The sequence below is a fragment of the Microbacterium sp. SORGH_AS_0505 genome, assembly GCF_030818715.1.
Classification (GTDB): domain Bacteria; phylum Actinomycetota; class Actinomycetes; order Actinomycetales; family Microbacteriaceae; genus Microbacterium.
On the sequence record NZ_JAUTAT010000001.1, the window covers coordinates 2,844,728 to 2,860,869 of the forward strand.

At 72.2% G+C, this 16,142-nt stretch carries 16 protein-coding genes; 2 read left to right on the forward strand and 14 right to left on the reverse strand.

Annotation, left to right across the window (positions count from 1 at the left end; genetic code table 11):
• Window positions 1-3 precede the first annotated feature (3 nt).
• Genes QE428_RS14205 through mgrA form a run of 4 tightly spaced genes read right to left on the reverse strand, consistent with a single transcriptional unit; the run spans window position 4 to window position 3,663 of the window.
• Window positions 4-315, reverse strand: coding sequence for a hypothetical protein (locus QE428_RS14205; protein ID WP_307470430.1), 312 nt, complete (start codon window positions 313-315; stop codon window positions 4-6).
• A 2-nt stretch (window positions 316-317) separates the two neighbouring features.
• Window positions 318-1,628, reverse strand: a complete 1,311-nt coding sequence (locus QE428_RS14210) for a GNAT family N-acetyltransferase (RefSeq protein ID WP_307470431.1) — start codon at window positions 1,626-1,628, stop codon at window positions 318-320.
• 38 nt (window positions 1,629-1,666) lie between these two features.
• Complete coding sequence (locus tag QE428_RS14215) at window positions 1,667-2,593, reverse strand: 4-(cytidine 5'-diphospho)-2-C-methyl-D-erythritol kinase (RefSeq protein ID WP_307470432.1); 927 nt, start codon at window positions 2,591-2,593, stop codon at window positions 1,667-1,669.
• Window positions 2,590-3,663 carry an L-glyceraldehyde 3-phosphate reductase gene (gene mgrA, locus QE428_RS14220; protein WP_307470433.1) on the reverse strand — a complete coding sequence of 358 codons (1,074 nt, stop codon included), beginning with the start codon at window positions 3,661-3,663 and terminating at the stop codon, window positions 2,590-2,592. The genes QE428_RS14215 and mgrA overlap by 4 nt, the downstream gene beginning before the upstream one ends.
• A 93-nt stretch (window positions 3,664-3,756) precedes the next feature.
• Here mgrA and QE428_RS14225 point away from each other — a divergent pair, with 93 nt between their 5' ends.
• Window positions 3,757-5,325, forward strand: a complete 1,569-nt coding sequence (locus tag QE428_RS14225; protein ID WP_307470434.1) for a stealth conserved region 3 domain-containing protein — start codon at window positions 3,757-3,759, stop codon at window positions 5,323-5,325.
• On the opposite strand, the gene QE428_RS14230 is transcribed toward QE428_RS14225, so the two are convergent.
• Both QE428_RS14230 and rsmA read right to left on the reverse strand, forming a co-directional pair.
• Window positions 5,285-6,199, reverse strand: a complete 915-nt coding sequence (locus QE428_RS14230) for a phosphodiesterase (RefSeq protein ID WP_307470435.1) — start codon at window positions 6,197-6,199, stop codon at window positions 5,285-5,287. The genes QE428_RS14225 and QE428_RS14230 overlap by 41 nt on opposite strands.
• A 153-nt stretch (window positions 6,200-6,352) precedes the next feature.
• Complete coding sequence (rsmA, locus tag QE428_RS14235; protein ID WP_307470436.1) at window positions 6,353-7,192, reverse strand: 16S rRNA (adenine(1518)-N(6)/adenine(1519)-N(6))-dimethyltransferase RsmA; 840 nt, start codon at window positions 7,190-7,192, stop codon at window positions 6,353-6,355.
• A gap of 54 nt (window positions 7,193-7,246) precedes the next feature.
• On the opposite strand from rsmA, the gene QE428_RS14240 reads away from it, so the two are divergent.
• Window positions 7,247-7,669: a YkvA family protein gene (locus tag QE428_RS14240; RefSeq protein ID WP_307470439.1), complete on the forward strand. Its 423-nt coding sequence runs from the start codon at window positions 7,247-7,249 to the stop codon at window positions 7,667-7,669.
• A 93-nt stretch (window positions 7,670-7,762) separates the two neighbouring features.
• Here QE428_RS14240 and hemL read toward each other — a convergent pair whose 3' ends face one another.
• The 8 genes from hemL to hemE are packed head-to-tail and all read right to left on the reverse strand — an operon-like array spanning window position 7,763 to window position 16,124.
• Window positions 7,763-9,067: a glutamate-1-semialdehyde 2,1-aminomutase gene (gene hemL, locus QE428_RS14245; protein ID WP_307470441.1), complete on the reverse strand. Its 1,305-nt coding sequence runs from the start codon at window positions 9,065-9,067 to the stop codon at window positions 7,763-7,765.
• Complete coding sequence (gene hemB, locus QE428_RS14250; protein ID WP_307470443.1) at window positions 9,064-10,059, reverse strand: porphobilinogen synthase; 996 nt, start codon at window positions 10,057-10,059, stop codon at window positions 9,064-9,066. Before hemB ends, hemL begins: the two co-directional genes overlap by 4 nt.
• Window positions 10,056-10,826, reverse strand: a complete 771-nt coding sequence (locus QE428_RS14255; RefSeq protein WP_307470444.1) for a uroporphyrinogen-III synthase — start codon at window positions 10,824-10,826, stop codon at window positions 10,056-10,058. Before QE428_RS14255 ends, hemB begins: the two co-directional genes overlap by 4 nt.
• A complete protein-coding gene (gene hemC / locus QE428_RS14260; protein ID WP_307470446.1) occupies window positions 10,823-11,740 on the reverse strand; it encodes a hydroxymethylbilane synthase in 918 nt (305 codons plus the stop codon). The genes QE428_RS14255 and hemC overlap by 4 nt, the downstream gene beginning before the upstream one ends.
• Window positions 11,737-12,975, reverse strand: coding sequence for a ferrochelatase (locus QE428_RS14265; RefSeq protein ID WP_307470448.1), 1,239 nt, complete (start codon window positions 12,973-12,975; stop codon window positions 11,737-11,739). Before QE428_RS14265 ends, hemC begins: the two co-directional genes overlap by 4 nt.
• On the reverse strand, window positions 12,972-13,655 hold the full coding sequence (gene hemQ / locus QE428_RS14270; RefSeq protein WP_307470451.1) for a hydrogen peroxide-dependent heme synthase: 684 nt from the start codon (window positions 13,653-13,655) through the stop codon (window positions 12,972-12,974). The genes QE428_RS14265 and hemQ overlap by 4 nt, the downstream gene beginning before the upstream one ends.
• Window positions 13,645-15,006: an NAD(P)/FAD-dependent oxidoreductase gene (locus tag QE428_RS14275; RefSeq protein ID WP_307470453.1), complete on the reverse strand. Its 1,362-nt coding sequence runs from the start codon at window positions 15,004-15,006 to the stop codon at window positions 13,645-13,647. The genes hemQ and QE428_RS14275 overlap by 11 nt, the downstream gene beginning before the upstream one ends.
• Window positions 15,003-16,124 carry a uroporphyrinogen decarboxylase gene (gene hemE / locus QE428_RS14280; RefSeq protein ID WP_373457724.1) on the reverse strand — a complete coding sequence of 374 codons (1,122 nt, stop codon included), beginning with the start codon at window positions 16,122-16,124 and terminating at the stop codon, window positions 15,003-15,005. Before hemE ends, QE428_RS14275 begins: the two co-directional genes overlap by 4 nt.
• Window positions 16,125-16,142 lie beyond the last annotated feature (18 nt).

Genomic DNA, 16,142 nt, shown 5'->3' on the forward strand with positions numbered 1-16,142 from the left:
AGGCTACGCGGCGTCGCCTGACCGGCCCGCGTGTGCGGTCCGCCGATTGTGCCAGGCGATCGCCAGAAGACCGACGAGCGCGCCCGCGAAGAGGATGACCGCCGGCCATACACCCGAACGGCCCGCGAGGCTCAACGCCGAGAACACGAAAACGACGATGCCGACGACGCGCGTCACGATCGACCCGGGTGGCACGACGTCCGCATTCCTCAGGATCGGAATGCGGCGTCCCGCGTTGGCGCGCAGCGTCGCGCACAGCGACCACGTCAGCAGGACACCGCCGACGAAGATCCCTACCCAGGCGAGCGTGTCCACGGTCAGTACCAGAAGCTGAGGCGCGGCGTGGTGGTCGCCGCGAAGACCCGCGCGGCGCGGTGCGGGTCGTCCGTCTCGATGCGGCCGGCCCGGGCGAGGGTCACCGGCGAGACACCGCCGAGGAGGATCGCGGACAGCTCCGCGACGCCGAGCCGGACGACGGGCACCCCGAGGGGCGGCTCGTCGACGACGTTGACGCCGGGAGTCTCACCCGCCGACAGGATGAACGTGCCGCCGGCGATCTCGAGCGGGTCGCTCACCTCGAGTGCGATGACGTCGTCGACGTCGTAGCTGCGTGCGGCCAGGGTCGCCGGGACGTCGAGCACGCGCAGGTAGTGGTGGTCGCGACTGGTGATGCGGGCCGCTCGCTTGTTGTCGATCATCCACCAGAGCGGCTCGTCGACCGACAGCTCGCTGGCCCGGACGGTACCCACCAGATCGAGGGACAGCAGGAAGCGCCAGAGCCCGGCGTAGGCGGCATCCGTCCCCGCCACCACCCGCGACACCGTGGCCGTCGAGGCGGCCCAATCGTCGTCGTCCTCGCTGATGCTGTAGATCGCAACGCCCTCGACCTCGCCCGACGGCGATCGGTACTGGACGACGCGCAGCTTGTCGGCCTTCTCGACATCAGGGCGCGTGCCGAATGTGCGGTCCCAGTGGCCCCCGGGCATGGCGATCTCGCCGGGTGTGTCCAGACGGACCCTTTCGTACAGCGCGGTCGCGGCATCCCGCCCCTGCTCCCGCGTGACGTAGTCGATGCGCCCCGGGGCGACCGGGCCGATCCACCCGGTGCGGCGAGTGGAGATCTCCCACGAGGTGGCGGTGACCGCGGGAGCGAAGCCGAACCGGCCGTAGATGCCGGACTCGCTGACGGTGAGCCCCGCGATCGGGAAGCCGAGCGAGACCGCGGTGCGCAGCTCGCCGCGCATGAGGGTGCTGAGGATGCCGCGGCGCCGATGCGTGGGCGCCACCGTGACCGCGCTGACGGCGCACATCGGGATCGCCGAACCGCCAGGCAGGGTGAGCTCCGTCCCCCACGACGCGAATGTCGCGACCGGGACGTCCGCCTGCACGCCGCCGTCGTCGTAGACGCCTACCTTGCGGCGGTATCCGTTGCGCGCGAAGGACTCGGCGTACTGGACCTCGGTGGGCTCTCCGTCCAGGAAGCCGCGGGCGACGGCATCCTGCCACCGGTGCGTACCTTCACGATCGTCGTCGCCGACGCGAGCAGCCCGGAGTCCCCGGGCTTCGAATGTCGAGGCGAGGTGTTCGTCGAGCGCGGCCGAATGGAACTGGTCAGCGAGAGAGCTCATGCCCCCAGGCTATGCGGGGGTGGCGACACGATGCCAGGTCAGACCAGCCTCGCGCCGGCGACCGGACCCGAGACCGCGTGGGCCTGCCGACCCGCCGCCCCCAGACGCTCCGCGACCTCGCGGGCGTGTCCCGCGCTCGAGGCGAGGAACGCGACCGTCGGGCCCGACCCTGACACGATGCCGCCCAGCGCCCCGGCGGCGAGACCCTCGTCGATGAGTACGGCGAGGTCGGGACGGAGGTGGACCGCGGCGAGCTGGAGGTCGTTGCGGATCGCCGCGCCCAGGGCCGCGGCATCCCCCGACCGAAGAGCCCGCAGGACCGCGGGGTCGACCGACGGGGTCGCCCGGTCAGGGGCGATGTCGGCGTCCGCGCGCAGGCGGTCCAGCGTGCCGTACACCTCGGGAGTCGAGAGCCCGCCGCCGTCCGCGACGAGGACCCACGCGAAGGAACCGCGACCGAGAGCCGGAGCGAGCTCGTCTCCGCGCCCCGTCCCGACCGCTGTGCCGCCCAGGAGCGCGAACGGGACGTCAGCGCCGAGCTGCGAACCCAGCGCGTGCAGGTCGCCCGAGCTGAGACCGCCGCCGATCAGATCGTTGACGGCGACGAGAGCCGCCGCCGCATCCGCCGACCCGCCTCCCATGCCGCCGGCGACGGGGACGCCCTTGTGGATCTCGAGACGGATGCCGCCCTCCCATCCAACGGCGCCCGTCACCAGGCGCGCCGCGCGCAGGGCGAGGTTCGAGGCGTCGAGCGGGACGCCCGACACGTCCACGTCACCGCTCACGGAGAGACTCGTGACGTCGGCATGCGACGCCCACACGTCCTCGAACAGCGAGACCGCCTGGTACACCGACGCCACGTCGTGGTAGCCGTCGTCGCCGACGGGACCGACCTCGAAGAAGAGGTTGATCTTGCCCGGCGCGCGCACGTGGACGCGCCGGGCAGTATCGAGGGGCAGACTCACGCGTTCGCCGAGTCGGCCCACAGGTCGACGTCGATCGCTCCTGACAGCTCGTCGATGCGCGCGAGTTCGTCATCGTCGAACGGCGCCCCGTCGACGGCGGCGAGGTTCTGGTCCAGCTGCTCCGGACGCGATGCGCCGATGAGCGCGGAGGTGACGACCTCGTCGCGCAGCACCCACTGGATGGCCATCTGTGCGAGCGTCTGGCCGCGCTGCTGGGCGATGTCGTTGAGTGAGCGGAGGGTGTCGAGCGCCTTCTCGTTGAGCCGACCGTCGGGCAGCGAGAACCGGCTCTGGGCGCGCTCGGCGCGGCCGTCGCCGAGGTACTTGTCGGTGAGCAGGCCCTGCGCGAGCGGGGTGAAGGCGATGGCGCCCATGCCGGCCGTCTTGAGCGAATCGGTCAGACCGTCCTCGACCCAGCGGTTGAGGATCGAGTAGGAGGGCTGGTGGATGATGAGCGGCGTGCCGAGGCTCTTCGCCACGGCGACGGCCTCTTCGGTGCGCTCCGCGCTGTAGGAGGAGATGCCGACGTAGAGGGCTTTGCCCTGGCGGACGAGGGTGTCGAGGGCGCCGATGGTCTCCTCGATCGGCGTCACGGGGTCGGCGCGGTGCGAGTAGAAGATGTCGACGTAGTCGACGCTCATGCGCGTGAGCGACTGCTCGGCGCTCGCGATGAGGTACTTCCGGGACCCGTAGTTGCCGTACGGGCCCGGCCACATGTCGTAGCCGGCCTTTGACGAGAGGATCAGCTCATCGCGGTACGGCGCGAAGTCCTCGCGCATCATGCGACCGAAGTTCGTCTCGGCCGAACCGAACGGCGGGCCGTAGTTGTTCGCGAGGTCGAAGTGGGTGACGCCCCGGTCGAACGCGTGCCGGAGCAGAGTACGCTGGTTGTCGAAGGGGATGTTGTCCCCGAAGTTCCACCAGAGTCCCAGCGAGATCGCCGGCAGATACAGGCCGCTCGAGCCGACCTGGCGGAAAGCCCCCGCATCGTAGCGGGAGGACGCCGCCTGATAGGGGCGGTGGGTGTCGCCATTGCGCGACGGGGGGAAACGGTCCGCGTAGTCGGTCATCACCCCAGGCTAGCGATGCCGGACACCCGAAACGTCGGCGAAACGACCGACATCTACTCTTGCCCGACCGAATACGCACAACAAGGAGAACATATGGCGCGATTGACTGCACTGCCGTCCGAGGGTGGTTCCTGGACCGCACTCCTCGAACGCGAGGACATCGTCCTCATCGGAGGCATGCTGCAACTGCGCCATGACGACACCACTCCCGAGCAGGCGCGCATCGCCGACCTGCTGCTGATCGCCGATTCCCTCGCGGATGCCGGCATCCCTCATCTCCTCATCCGCCACTCCCGTTCCGTGCCGGGTCTCGTCGTCGACCTCGACCACCGCGATCGCGCGCTGAGCGCGCTCGCCGATCAGGCCGTCACCGAGCCGCTGTACGCGAAGGCCAAGGGCGGTACGCCCGTGCCGCTCGGCGAGCTCCGCCTGCGCGCGTCGGGCCCCTCCTCGGTGCGGGTGTTCCGCCCGCGCATCGCCGGGGAGCTCCGCTACGGCGCCGGCCACGGCGTGCGGGTCGAGTTCTGGCGCTTCGGCGAGGAGCTGGTCGAAGCGCCCCACGCCAACGACCTCACGCGTCGCGTCTTCGCGGCCGAGGACGTCGAGCCTGCGACCGTCGAGCGGTACGGGCGCACGTGGCAGACCGTTCAGGGCATGTTCGACCCGCATCCGGGCGACGTGACGCACGAGATCGACATGGTCTTCTCGTGGGTCGACGGCTCGTCGTCGGAGTTCCAGCGCCAGCGCGCGGCGCAGATGTCGGAGTACGTGGTCGGCGACGGTGACGACGGGCCCGCCCGCTACCGCCACGTCGACGAACTGCGGTACGCCCTCCGGAGCGTCCACATGTACGCGCCGTGGGTGCGCCGCATCTTCATCGCCACCGACTCCCCCGCCCCCGCGTGGCTGCTCGACCACCCGAAGGTGACGATCGTCCGCAGCGAGGAGTTCTTCGAGGACACCTCGGTGCTGCCGACCCACAACTCGCACGCGGTCGAAGCCCAGCTGCACCGCATCGAGGGGCTGTCGGAGCACTTCCTGTACTCGAACGACGACATGTTCTTCGGTCGGCCGCTGTCGCCCGAGCTCTTCTTCTCCCCCGCCGGCGTCTCGTCGTTCGTCGAGTGCGACGTGCGCATCGGGACCGGACCACGCCGCGTCGCCCGCAGCGGCCACGACAACGCGTTGCGGCTCAACCGCGAGCTGCTCCGGGAACGCTTCGGCCGCACGATCGTCCGCGACCTCGAGCACTGCGCAGCGCCCCTGCGCCGCTCGGTGATGTTCGAGCTCGAGCGGGAGTTCCCCGAAGAGGTCCGGCGCACCGCGGCATCCCGCTTCCGCTCCGCCACCGACGTGTCGGTGACCAACTGCCTGTACCACTACTACGCGCAGTTCACGGGTCGCGCGATCGCCTCGACCGCGCCGCGCGTGCGTTACTTCCAGACGACGCAGGCCGCGTCGCTCCGCCGCATGGAGCGACTCGCCGAGCGCAGCGATGTGGACATGTTCTGCCTCAACGACGGCGGCGACCTCGAGGTGCCCGAAGCGGTGCGCGTGCGCGCCGTGACGGGTCTGCTCGAGCGGCTCTTCCCGGTGCGCGCGCCGTGGGAGGACCCGGCGGTCAGCGCAGCGCCGGCACGCCCGGTCGAGCTGCACGCGTGACGGAGCCGGTGACGCCCGCCTCGCGCAGGCGTCGCTGAGCCTCGTCGGGGTCGATGTACTCGAGCGGCCGCGGCACATCGACCGGGACCACCGAGTGGACGACCGTGTCGTCGTAAACGTGCACGAGGTTGTAGGCCTGCGCGCCGTCCTGCGGACGCGATCCGCCGACGGGGACGGTCAGATCCTGCGCGTAGCAGGTCGACGACGCGACCGACACGGGGATGCCCGCGAACGTCGCGAACGTCGAGTAGTGCAGGTGCCCGGCGATGATCGCGCGGACGTCGGTGCCGCGGAGGACGTCGGCGAGTCGGTTCTGGTCGCGGAGCTCGACGCTCGCCGCGAGCGGGAGGACGCTCGGGACGGGCGGGTGGTGCATCGCCAGGACGGTACCGAGCGGGGCCGGGGTCGCGACCACGTCGCGCAGCCACTCGAGCTGGGCGTCGGAGAGCTCGCCGTGGTGGCGACCTGGAACGCTCGTGTCGAGGGTGACGATTCGGAGCCCGTCGAGCTCGTCGACGCGGTCGTAGGGTGCCGTCGGGTCGGCGGGCGTCTCGTCGAGCAGGTGCTCCCGGAACGCGCCGCGATCGTCGTGGTTGCCCATGACCCAGAGCAGGGACGCCCCGAGCCGTTCGGCGAACGGTTCGACGAGCGCGCGTATCGCGTCGTAGGCCGCGGCCTCGCCGAGGTCGACGAGGTCGCCCGTGAAGACGATCGCGTCGGGAGCGATGCCACTGGATTCGATGGCGTCGAGAGCGGCGGTCAGCGATGCTTCACCGTCGACGCTGTCGAACAGACGGGGTCCCGGGCCACGCAGGTGCGTGTCACTCAGGTGGAGCAGGATCCGTTCGGCGGCCGGATGCTCGGCGCGGCGCATGGTCACTTCTTCCGTCAGTGCGAGAGCTCGGGTGCCCCCGCCTTGCTCCGACACGTTACCGGGATGTTTCGGGAACCCGTGATGAACGACGCGCGAACTCGCTGAGAACGAGGTGGTGTGTCGCGTCGGGAGGAGATGACGGATGCCGAGCGATCAGGCGCGGGCTATGCGGACGAAGTCCTCGATCGTGAGTTCCTCGCCGCGGGCAGTCGGAGCCACGCCGGCGCGCTCGAGCACCTCGCTGGCCGCGGCGGACGAGCCGCCGAGCACGGTGGACAGCGCCTGGCGGAGCATCTTGCGGCGCTGCTGGAACGCCGCGTCGACGATCGCGAAGGTGCGCAGTCGCTCCTCCTCGGTGCCGCGCGCCGCGGCATCCCGTTCGAAGCCGACCAGGACACTGTCGACGTTGGGGACGGGCCAGAACACCTGACGCGAGACGGTTCCCGCGAGGCGCCACGTGCCGTACCAGGCGGCCTTGACGCTCGGAGCACCGTAGATCTTCGAGCCCGACGGAGCCGCGAGGCGTTCGCCGACCTCGGCCTGGACCATGACGACGCCGCGCTGAATGGTCGGGAAGTGCTCCATGAAGTGCAGGAGCACCGGGACGCTGACGTTGTACGGCAGGTTCGCGACGAGGACGTCGGGGTCGCCGGGGAGCTCGCTCACCCGCAGGGCGTCCTGGGCCACGACGGTGAGCGCACCGTCGGGCACGCCGTGCGCCGCGGCTGTGGCCGGCAGGCGCTCGGCGAGGCGGCGGTCGATCTCGACGGCGGTGACCGGGGCGCCGGTCTCGAGGATGGCGAGGGTCAGCGAGCCGAGACCCGGCCCCACCTCGACGACGCGGTCGGCCGATGTCACGCGCGCGGCCGTGACGATCTTGCGGACCGTGTTGGCGTCGACGACGAAGTTCTGCCCGAGCTTCTTGGTCGGGGTGACGTCGAGGTCGGCGGCGAGGGCGCGGATCTCGGCGGCTCCGAGGAGGGTGACGGGCATGGGTTCCAGCCTAGTTGCCGGGCCTCGTGCCGCCGATCAGGGGATGATGGGCTCATGTCGGGCGGCTGGGTGATCACGGCGAGCATCGTCGGCGGTGTCGTCCTCTTGTGGGTCGCCCTGCTCGTCGTGCTGTGGGCGCAGGTGCGACGTTCCGGGGGCACGATCGACTGGCGCGAGGCGGTGCGGCTCGTCCCCGACGTGGTGCGCCTAATCCGCCGCCTGGTCGCGGACGGCACGGTGCCCCGGGCCGTCCGCTGGTGGCTCGGCGGGCTCCTCGTCTACCTGCTGTCGCCGATCGACCTCGTGCCCGACGTCATCCCCGTGCTCGGGTACGCGGACGATGCGATCGTCGTGGTCATCGCCCTGCGCTTTGCTCTGCGTCACGCCGGGAGGGACGCCCTCGAACGGCACTGGCCGGGCACTCCGGCGGGACTCGACAGCGTGCTCGCTCTCGTCGGTCGCTTACGCACGCGCTGACGGGTGCACGACCGCCGGGACGGGAATGATCCCGAGGGGCGGGCGGGACGAGGTCCGGGCGACGGGTCGTGCCGTCGTCTCCCGGACGGTCGTTCAGCCGGCGGCCGCCGTCGCAGCGGCGGGCAGCGCGTCGACGATCCGGCCGATGGCCGCATCGTCGTGCGCGGCCGTGACGAACCACGCCTCGAACGCCGATGGCGGCAGCGAGACGCCGCCCTCGAGCATCGCGTGGAAGAACCGGCCGTAGGCGTCCGCGTCCTGCGAGGTCGCCGTCGCGTAGTCGGGCACGCCGTGCACGACGGACTCGCCGAAGAAGATGCTGAACAGCGTCCCCGCCCACTGCACGACGTGCGGCACCCCGGCATCCGTGAGCGCAGCGGATGCCGCGTCCGCGACCGTGTGCGCCACCGAGTCGAGCGTGCGGTACACGGCGTCGTCGGCGTTCGAGAGGGTCGCGAGTCCCGCGGCGACGGCGACCGGGTTCCCCGACAGCGTGCCGGCCTGATAGACGGGGCCGCTCGGCGCGAGGAGGTCCATGATGTCGGCACGACCGGCGACCGCGGCGACGGGGAGTCCGCCGCCGATGACCTTGCCGAACGCGATGAGGTCGGGGACGACGTGCTCCCCCGCCGCATCCAGCACACCGGCGTAGCCCGAGCGCGACGAGCGGAACCCGGTGAGCACCTCGTCGCTGATGAGAAGCGCCCCGTTCCGGTGGGCGATCTCGGAGAGGAACGCCGTGAAGCCGGGTGCCGGGGGCACGACGCCCATGTTCGCGCCGGCGGCCTCGGTGATGATCGCGGCGATCCGGCCTTCGTGGGCGCGGAACACCTCCTCGACGGCGGCGCGGTCGTTGTAACCGATGACGAGGGTCTGCGCCGCGATCGGAGCCGGGACGCCCGCCGAGCCGGGCAGGGCGAGGGTCGCGAGGCCCGAGCCCGCCTGCGCGAGCAGGCCGTCGGAGTGCCCGTGGTAGTGCCCGGCGAACTTGATCAGCAGGTCGCGGCCGGTCGCGGCTCGGGCGAGACGGATCGCCGTCATCGTCGCCTCGGTGCCGGTCGAGACGAGGCGGATCCGCTCGGCGGCGGGGACGCGCGAGCGGATCTCCTCGGCGAGCTCTGTCTCGGCGGCCGTCGGCGCACCGAACGAGAGGCCGCGGCGCGCAGCTGCCACCACCGCGTCCACGACGGCGGGGTGCGAGTGGCCGAGGAGGGCGGGACCCCAGCTGGCGACGAGGTCGACGTAGTCGCGGCCGTCGGCATCCGTCACGTAGGCGCCCTGCGCCGACACCATGAAGCGCGGCGTCCCACCGACCGAGCCGTAGGCCCGGACGGGCGAGTCGACACCGCCGGGGATCACTCCGCGGGCCCGGTCGAACAGCTCCTGATTGCGGCTCATGCGAGCTCCTTCCCAGCGCGCAGCCAGTGCGCGACTTCGACGGCCCAGTAGGTGAGGATGGCGTCGGCACCGGCGCGGCGGATGCCGAGCAGGCTCTCGCCGATGGCGCGCTCACGGTCGATGAGACCGGCCGCGGCGGCGTGCTCGATCATCGCGTACTCCCCCGACACCTGGTACGCCCAGACCGGCACGTTCGAGCGGTCCGAGACGCGGGCGAGCACGTCGAGGTAGGGCATGGCGGGCTTGACCATGACGACGTCGGCGCCCTCGGCGATGTCGACGAGGGCCTCCTCGACGCCCTCGCGCGCGTTCGCGGGGTCCATCTGGTAGGTGCGACGGTCGCCCTGGAGGGTCGACTCGACGGCGTCGCGGAAGGGGCCGTAGAAGGCGGAGGCGTATTTGGCGGAGTAGGCGAGGATCGCCACGTGCGCGAAGCCGGCGGCATCCAGTCCCGCGCGGACCGCCGTGACCTGGCCGTCCATCATCCCCGACAGGCCGAGCACGTCGGCGCCGGCGCGGGCCTGCGCGACGCCCATCTCGGCATAGACCTCGAGGGTCGCGTCGTTGTCGACCGAGCCGTCGGCGGCCAGCAGACCGCAGTGGCCGTGGTCGGTGAACTCGTCGAGGCACAGGTCGGCCTGTACCGTGAGGCGACCCGCGGCGGCGCGCGCCGCGACGGCGATCGCGCGGTTGAGGATGCCGTCCGGGTCGGTCGCTCCGCTGCCGACCGCGTCGCGGACGGCGGGAACGCCGAAGAGCATGATCCCGCCGATGCCCGCGGCGGCGGCCTCGTCGACGACGTCGGCGATCGCGTCGAGCGGATGCTGCGACACCCCCGGCATGCTCGCGATGGGCTGCGAGGCGGTGATGCCCTCCTTCACGAACACCGGCAGCACGAGCTGCGACGGCACGACGTGGTGCTCGGCGGCGAGGCGACGCAGGGCGGGCGTGCCGCGGAGGCGGCGGAGGCGGCGGGTGGGGAACGACGTCATGAGGACTTCTCCGAAAGGACGCGGGCGTCGAGCTCGGCGATCAGCGCGTCGATGCTCTGGCTCTGGGCGGTGTGGCCGACGGTGAATCCGAGGGCGGTGGCGTCGCGGGTCGTACCGGGACCGATCGAGGCGACGAGGGTGGATGCCGGGAGGCCCCCGACCTGCCTGCGGAGCTCGCGTCCCACGCTCAGGGACGTCAGCAGGACGATGCCGATGTCCCCGGACCGGAGCCCCTCGACCACGGCGGGCGCGAGGTCGACGCCGATCGTGCGGTACGCGATGCAGACGTCGACGGCGAAGCCCCGGACCTCGAGCTCGTCGCTCACCACGGCCTGCGCGAGGTCGCTGCGGACGACGAGGGCGCGACCGGTCATGGCGGGCGTGCGGGCCGCGCACCACTGGGTCACCAGGGCCACAGCCGACGAGGCACCCGCCGGGACGAAGTCGACCTCCCACCCGGCGTCCGCGACAGCGCGGGCGGTCGCCCGACCGACGGCGGCGATCCGGGTCGACGCGGGGATCACGACACCGTGCTGCCGCAGCTGCTCCACGCTCGCGGCGCTCGTGACGAACAGCCAGGCGTACGCACCGTGCGCGAGGGCGGCGAACGCGCGATCGCGGGTCGTCGTGTCGCGCGGCGGCGCAGACGAGATCACAGGCGCGACCACGGCCTCCGCGCCCCGCGAGGCGAGGTCGGCGCGGACCCGCTCCCCCCACGCCCCCGCGCGGGGGACGAGGACGCGGGCGCCGTGCAACGCGCCGCTCATCGCGACGACCCCGCAAGATCGGCGAGGTCGGCGGCACCGCCCTCGAGCAGCTCGGCGACGACGTCGGCGGCAGCGGCATCCGCATCGATGTGCGGGTCGAGGCGACGGGACGCGACGACGGACCGGCGCCCGTCCTCGGCGTACACGTGGGCCACCAGCGTCACCGTGTCGCCGTGGTGCTCCGCGTCGATCGCGACGGGCGCGGCACAGCCGGCCTCGAGCCGGCGCAGCACGGCACGCTCGAGGGTCGCGGCGAGAGCCGTGTCGGCGTGCTCGATGAGGCGCACGGCGTCGGCCACGGCGGCATCCCCGTCGCGGATCTCGACGGCGAGCGCGCCCTGTGCGGCCGAGGTCGGCCAGTCGAGCACCTCGGTGATCGCGGCGTCGCGCCCGATGCGTCGCAGGCCAGCCTCGGCGAGGACGATCGCGTCGTACTGACCGTCGGCGACCTTGCGGAGGCGACTGTCGACGTTCCCGCGGATGCCCTCGACGACGAGGTCGGGGCGGCGCGCGAGCACCTGGGCCACGCGTCGCGGCGAACCGGTGCCGACACGGGCGCCGGCGGGCAGCGCATCGAGGGTCAGCCCCTCGCGGGAGTGCAGGACGTCGCGCTGCGACGCGCGCACCGGCACGGCGCCCACGACGATGCCGGGGTACGGCGCCGTCGGCAGGTCTTTCATCGAGTGCACGAGGAAGTCGCACTCGTCCCGCAGCAGCGCATCGCGAAGCGCCGTCGCGAAGACGCCGGTGCCGCCCATCTGCGCGAGCGGCCCCGTGAGGACATCGCCCTCACTGGTGATCGGCACGAGTTCGACATCGCGACCGGATGCCTCGGCCACGGCATCCGCCACATGCTGCGACTGAGTCGTCGCGAGCAGGCTCGCCCGGGTTCCGAGCCGCAAGGCGCCGGTCACGGTGCGACCCCCGACAGGGCCGGCTGGAAGCCGAGGCGCTTGTTCTCGCAGCAACCGGGACGGCACACGTCGTACCAGGGACCGAGGTCCGTCACGGCAGGGCGCTCGGCAGCCGGAGTGCCCTTCAGTCGCTCCTCGACGAGGTCGACGAGACCGGCGACGTAGGTCGGGTGCGTGCTGGGGGTCGCGGTGCGGACGGCGACGAGGCCGAGCTCCTCCGCGGTCTCCATCGCCTCGGTGTCGAGGTCCCACATGACCTCCATGTGGTCGCTCACGAAACCGAGGGGCACGATGAGGACCGCCTTCCGGCCGCGGCCGGGCAGCTCCTGCATCGCGTCGTTGATGTCGGGCTCGAGCCACGGCACCTGCGGCGGGCCGGAACGGCTCTGGAAGACGAGCTGCCACGCGCCGGGGAAGCCGAGGCGCGAGATGATCTCCTCACCGACGGCGAGGTGCTGGGCGACGTAGGCGCCGCCGGGGCCGAATCCGCGCTCGGGCGGGCCGGAACGATCGGCGTCGGAGGTCGGGATGGAGTGGGTAGAGAAGAGGATCTCGACCTCGTTCGCGAGGTCGGTGACACCGCGCTCGGCGAGCTCGGCGATGCCCGCACGGATGCCGTCGACGAAGGGCGCCACGAAGCCGGGGTGGTCGAAGAACTGCCGGACCTTGTCGATCTGGACGTCGGTCTGGTGGCCGGTGGCCTCGACGGCGTCGGCGAGGTCTTCGCGGTACTGCCGGCACGACGAGTACGAGCTGTACGCGCTCGTCGCGATCGCGAGGAGCTTGCGTCGCCCGTCCGCAACGGCGGAGTCGATCGCGTCGGTGACGTACGGCATCCAGTTGCGGTTGCCCCAGTAGACGGGCAGGTCGAGTCCGCGGGACGCGAGTTCGGCGTCGAGCTCCGCCTTCAGCTCGCGGTTGTGCTCGTTGATCGGCGACACGCCGCCGAAGTGACGGTAGTGGTGCGCGACCTCCTCGAGACGTTCGTCGGGGATGCCGCGGCCCGCCGTCACGTTCCGCAGGAACGGGATGACGTCGTCCTGTCCCTCGGGTCCGCCGAAGCCGAGCAGCAGGATCCCGTCGTAGTCGACGGGGATCGTCGCGTGCGGATCGCCCGCGCGCGCCCCCTCGGTCGCGTTCGGGATGACGGCGCCCTCGGCGACGACCACGCCGCTCGCCCGCGGCGGCTTGGGACGGAACTCCGGGTTCACCGCGCCGATGTTCTGTGCGCTCACGAGAGCACCTCCGCCAGTTCGTCGATCTCTACGCGACGGCCGGTGTAGAACGGGACCTCCTCGCGCACATGGCGGCGCGCGTCGGTGGCCCGGAGCTCGCGCATCATGTCGACGAGGCTGATCGGGTCGTCGCTCTCGAGCGGCAGCAGCCACTCGTAGTCGCTGAGCCCGAAGGTCGAGACCGTGTTCGCGACGACGTCGCGGAAGGCGGCGCCCTTGCGGCCGTGCTCGGCGAGCATCCGCGAGCGCTCGTCCTCGGGGAGCAGGTACCACTCGTAGCTACGGACGAAGGGGTAGAGGCACAGCCAGCCGCGCGCATGCTCGCCGCGCAGGTAGCCGGGCACGTGACGCTTGTTGAACTCGGCCTCGCGGTGCACGCCCATCGCGCTCCACACGTTGGTGAAGGAGGCGAGCAGAGAGGTCCGACGCAGCTGCCGCAGAGCCTTCTGGAGAGCAGCGGGGTCTTCGCCGTGCAGCCACACCATGAGGTCCGCCTCGGCGCGCATGCCCGTGACGTCGTACAGACCGCGCAGGGTGACGCCGTCCGCGGGGAGTCCCTCGGCGACGGCACGCAGGGCGTCGAGATCACCCGGCGATGGGGTCCCCGCACGGGGACGCGGACCCGCGAGGATCGCGAAGAGGGTGTAGCCGAGGCCGGGGACAGTCTCGTCAGCGGACATGACGTGCTCCTTCGGATGGGGTGTGAGAGGACGTGAGGGCGGCGGCGAGGGCTCGCGCATGCGGGATGACCGAGGCGAGCCCGGTTCCGGCCGCGACAGCTCCCGCGAGTCGGATGCCGCGGGTCGCCGCAGCCTCGGTGACCGCCGCGCGAGCGGACGGGGTCGCGACGGCATCCGGCCACGCGATCGGGATGACGCGTCGCACGTCGGCGGGCGAGATGCGGACCCCGGTCAGGGTGCGGATCGCGGTGGCGACGCCGGCGGCATCCGTCAGTTCCCCGTGGCGACCCTCCTGCGCGGAGAGGCGGACGAGGTGGGTGCCGCCGGGGAGAGCGGCCGCGGCCCATTCCCACTTCGCGTCGACGTGGGTCAGCGCCTTCGCCGCAGTGTCGACGTCGGGGGCGGCGATGACCCCGGACCCCACCGGGAAGGCGTCGAGGGCGTCGGCGACGACCTCGGCGACGATGAGTCCGACGGGTGGCGCGGGAGCGACCTCGACCTGGAGGAGCCGTGCCGCGGCCGTCGGCCCGGTCGCGATAACCACGGCTCGCGCCGAGAGGGTTTCGCCGTCGAGCTCGACGGTCGTCGCCGTGGCGGCGCGGGCGGGCGCGCCGGTGCGGATGACGGCGCCCGCGCGGAGCGCCGCGGCGTGGAGCTCCGCGGCGAGACGCCAGAGCCCGCCCTCGACACCGCGGACGGCGGACCCGGCGCGGACGGCCGGCGCGAGCGCGTCGACCGCAGCCGTCAGCGAGCCGAGAGCCTCTGCCCGCTCCCACAGCACCGGGTGGAGCGCGGACAGACGTACGCTGTCGGCCGCTTGCGAGTAGACGCTCCGGCAGAGCGGCTCGACGAGGCGAGCCGTGACGCGGGCACCGTAGCGGCTCGTAGCGAGCTCCGCGAGCGTCGGCTCGGGGCCGGTCGACCAGGGAATCGAGCGTTCCTGCGCCGCGCGCCGAGCCCCGGCGCGGCCGATGATGCGGACGACGTCGGCGGCCGTCGGGTCGGCGGGCATCCCGACGAGAGCGCGGCGGGGCAGGGGCGCCCGGTCCACTCGACCGGACCGGCGGCGGAAGGCGACGTGGGCGCCAGCGGGTACGGGCTCGACGAGCTGGACGGGAAGGCGCGCGTCGGCGACGAGGTCGGCGACCCCCGTCGTCCGGGTGGCGAACGACTCCGCGCCGAGGTCTGCGTCGAGGCCGGCGACCGCACCTCGACGCAGCATCCCGCCGGCGTCCTCGGACGCCTCGACGAGGACGACGTCCCGACCCGCGCGGGCGAGCTCCCACGCGATCGTCAGGCCGGCGATGCCGCCGCCCACGATGACGACGTCGTGGGTCACGTCCACGGTCACGGCGCCCGCCAATCGTGGACGGTCCGGACCACCGCCGAGATGGCGTCGGGGTCGGCTTCCATGGGCACGCCGTGACCGAGGTTGAAGACGTGGGCGCGGGCGGTCAGGCCATCCTCGAGGATGCGGCGCACCTCCGCCGTCCGCACCGCCTCGGGCGCGAACAGCAGCGCCGGGTCGAGGTTGCCCTGCAGCGTGAGGTCACGACCGATGCGTCGACGCGCGTCGCTCAGGCGCACTCGGTAATCCACGCCGAGCGCGTCGATGTCGGGCGTCGCCATGTCGGCGAGGATCTCGCCCGTGCCGACGCCGAAGTGCACGAGCGGCAGGCGGTCGACGCCCCCCGGGAGCGGGAGCGACCGGGCGTGCTGCAGCGCGGCGACGGACGCCGGGAGCACCGACGCGCGGTAGTCATCGGGGTTCAGGCCACCCGCCCACGAGTCGAACAGCTGTCCGGCGCTGGCGCCCGCCTCGATCTGGAGGGCGAGGAATCGGCCCGTGACCTCGGCGAGCCACATCGTGAGGTCCTGCCACGCCGCGGGATCCTCGTGGATGAGGCGCCGGGCGGCGAGGTGATCCTTCGACGGTCCGCCTTCGACGAGATAGGCCGCAAGGGTGAAGGGAGCGCCGGCGAACCCGATGAGCGGCAGCGGCTCGCCGCGCTCCTCGGACAGATCGGCGAGCATCGCCGTCGTGCGACCGACGGCATCCGCGATGGCCTCACCGCGCTCCGTCACGAGCACCGGGTCGATCGCCGTCGTGCGGGCGATGTCGGCGGCGGTGCGCAGGGGCTCGGAGAACACGGGGCCTCGCCCGGCGGCGATCTCGACGTCGATGCCGAGGAGCGCGAGCGGAACGATGATGTCGCTGAAGAAGATGGCCGCGTCGACGCCGTGGCGGCGCACGGGCTGCATCGTGATCTCGCTCGCCAGAGCAGGGTCGAGACACGCGTCAAGCATCGTCCCCTGGGACCGCAGCGCCCGGTACTCCGGCAACGAACGACCCGCCTGGCGCATGAACCAGACGGGGGTGATGTCGGGGCGGTCGCCCAGGAGTGCACGGACGAGTCGCGACTCGCGGGTGCGTGCGGCGACGAGAGGGTGGCTGAGGCCGGGAATGATGAACTCCTCGAATCGGTT

Coding starts and splice junctions, on each gene's coding strand:
- QE428_RS14210 (WP_307470431.1), bottom strand. CDS start 1,628: ATGAGCTCTCTCGCTGACCAGTTCCATTCGGCCGCGCTCGACGAACAC.
- QE428_RS14240 (WP_307470439.1), top strand. CDS start 7,247: ATGTCGGGCGGCTGGGTGATCACGGCGAGCATCGTCGGCGGTGTCGTC.
- QE428_RS14255 (WP_307470444.1), bottom strand. CDS start 10,826: ATGAGCGGCGCGTTGCACGGCGCCCGCGTCCTCGTCCCCCGCGCGGGG.
- rsmA (WP_307470436.1), bottom strand. CDS start 7,192: ATGCCCGTCACCCTCCTCGGAGCCGCCGAGATCCGCGCCCTCGCCGCC.
- mgrA (WP_307470433.1), bottom strand. CDS start 3,663: ATGACCGACTACGCGGACCGTTTCCCCCCGTCGCGCAATGGCGACACC.
- QE428_RS14225 (WP_307470434.1), top strand. CDS start 3,757: ATGGCGCGATTGACTGCACTGCCGTCCGAGGGTGGTTCCTGGACCGCA.
- hemL (WP_307470441.1), bottom strand. CDS start 9,067: ATGAGCCGCAATCAGGAGCTGTTCGACCGGGCCCGCGGAGTGATCCCC.
- hemQ (WP_307470451.1), bottom strand. CDS start 13,655: ATGTCCGCTGACGAGACTGTCCCCGGCCTCGGCTACACCCTCTTCGCG.
- QE428_RS14230 (WP_307470435.1), bottom strand. CDS start 6,199: ATGCGCCGCGCCGAGCATCCGGCCGCCGAACGGATCCTGCTCCACCTG.
- hemB (WP_307470443.1), bottom strand. CDS start 10,059: ATGACGTCGTTCCCCACCCGCCGCCTCCGCCGCCTCCGCGGCACGCCC.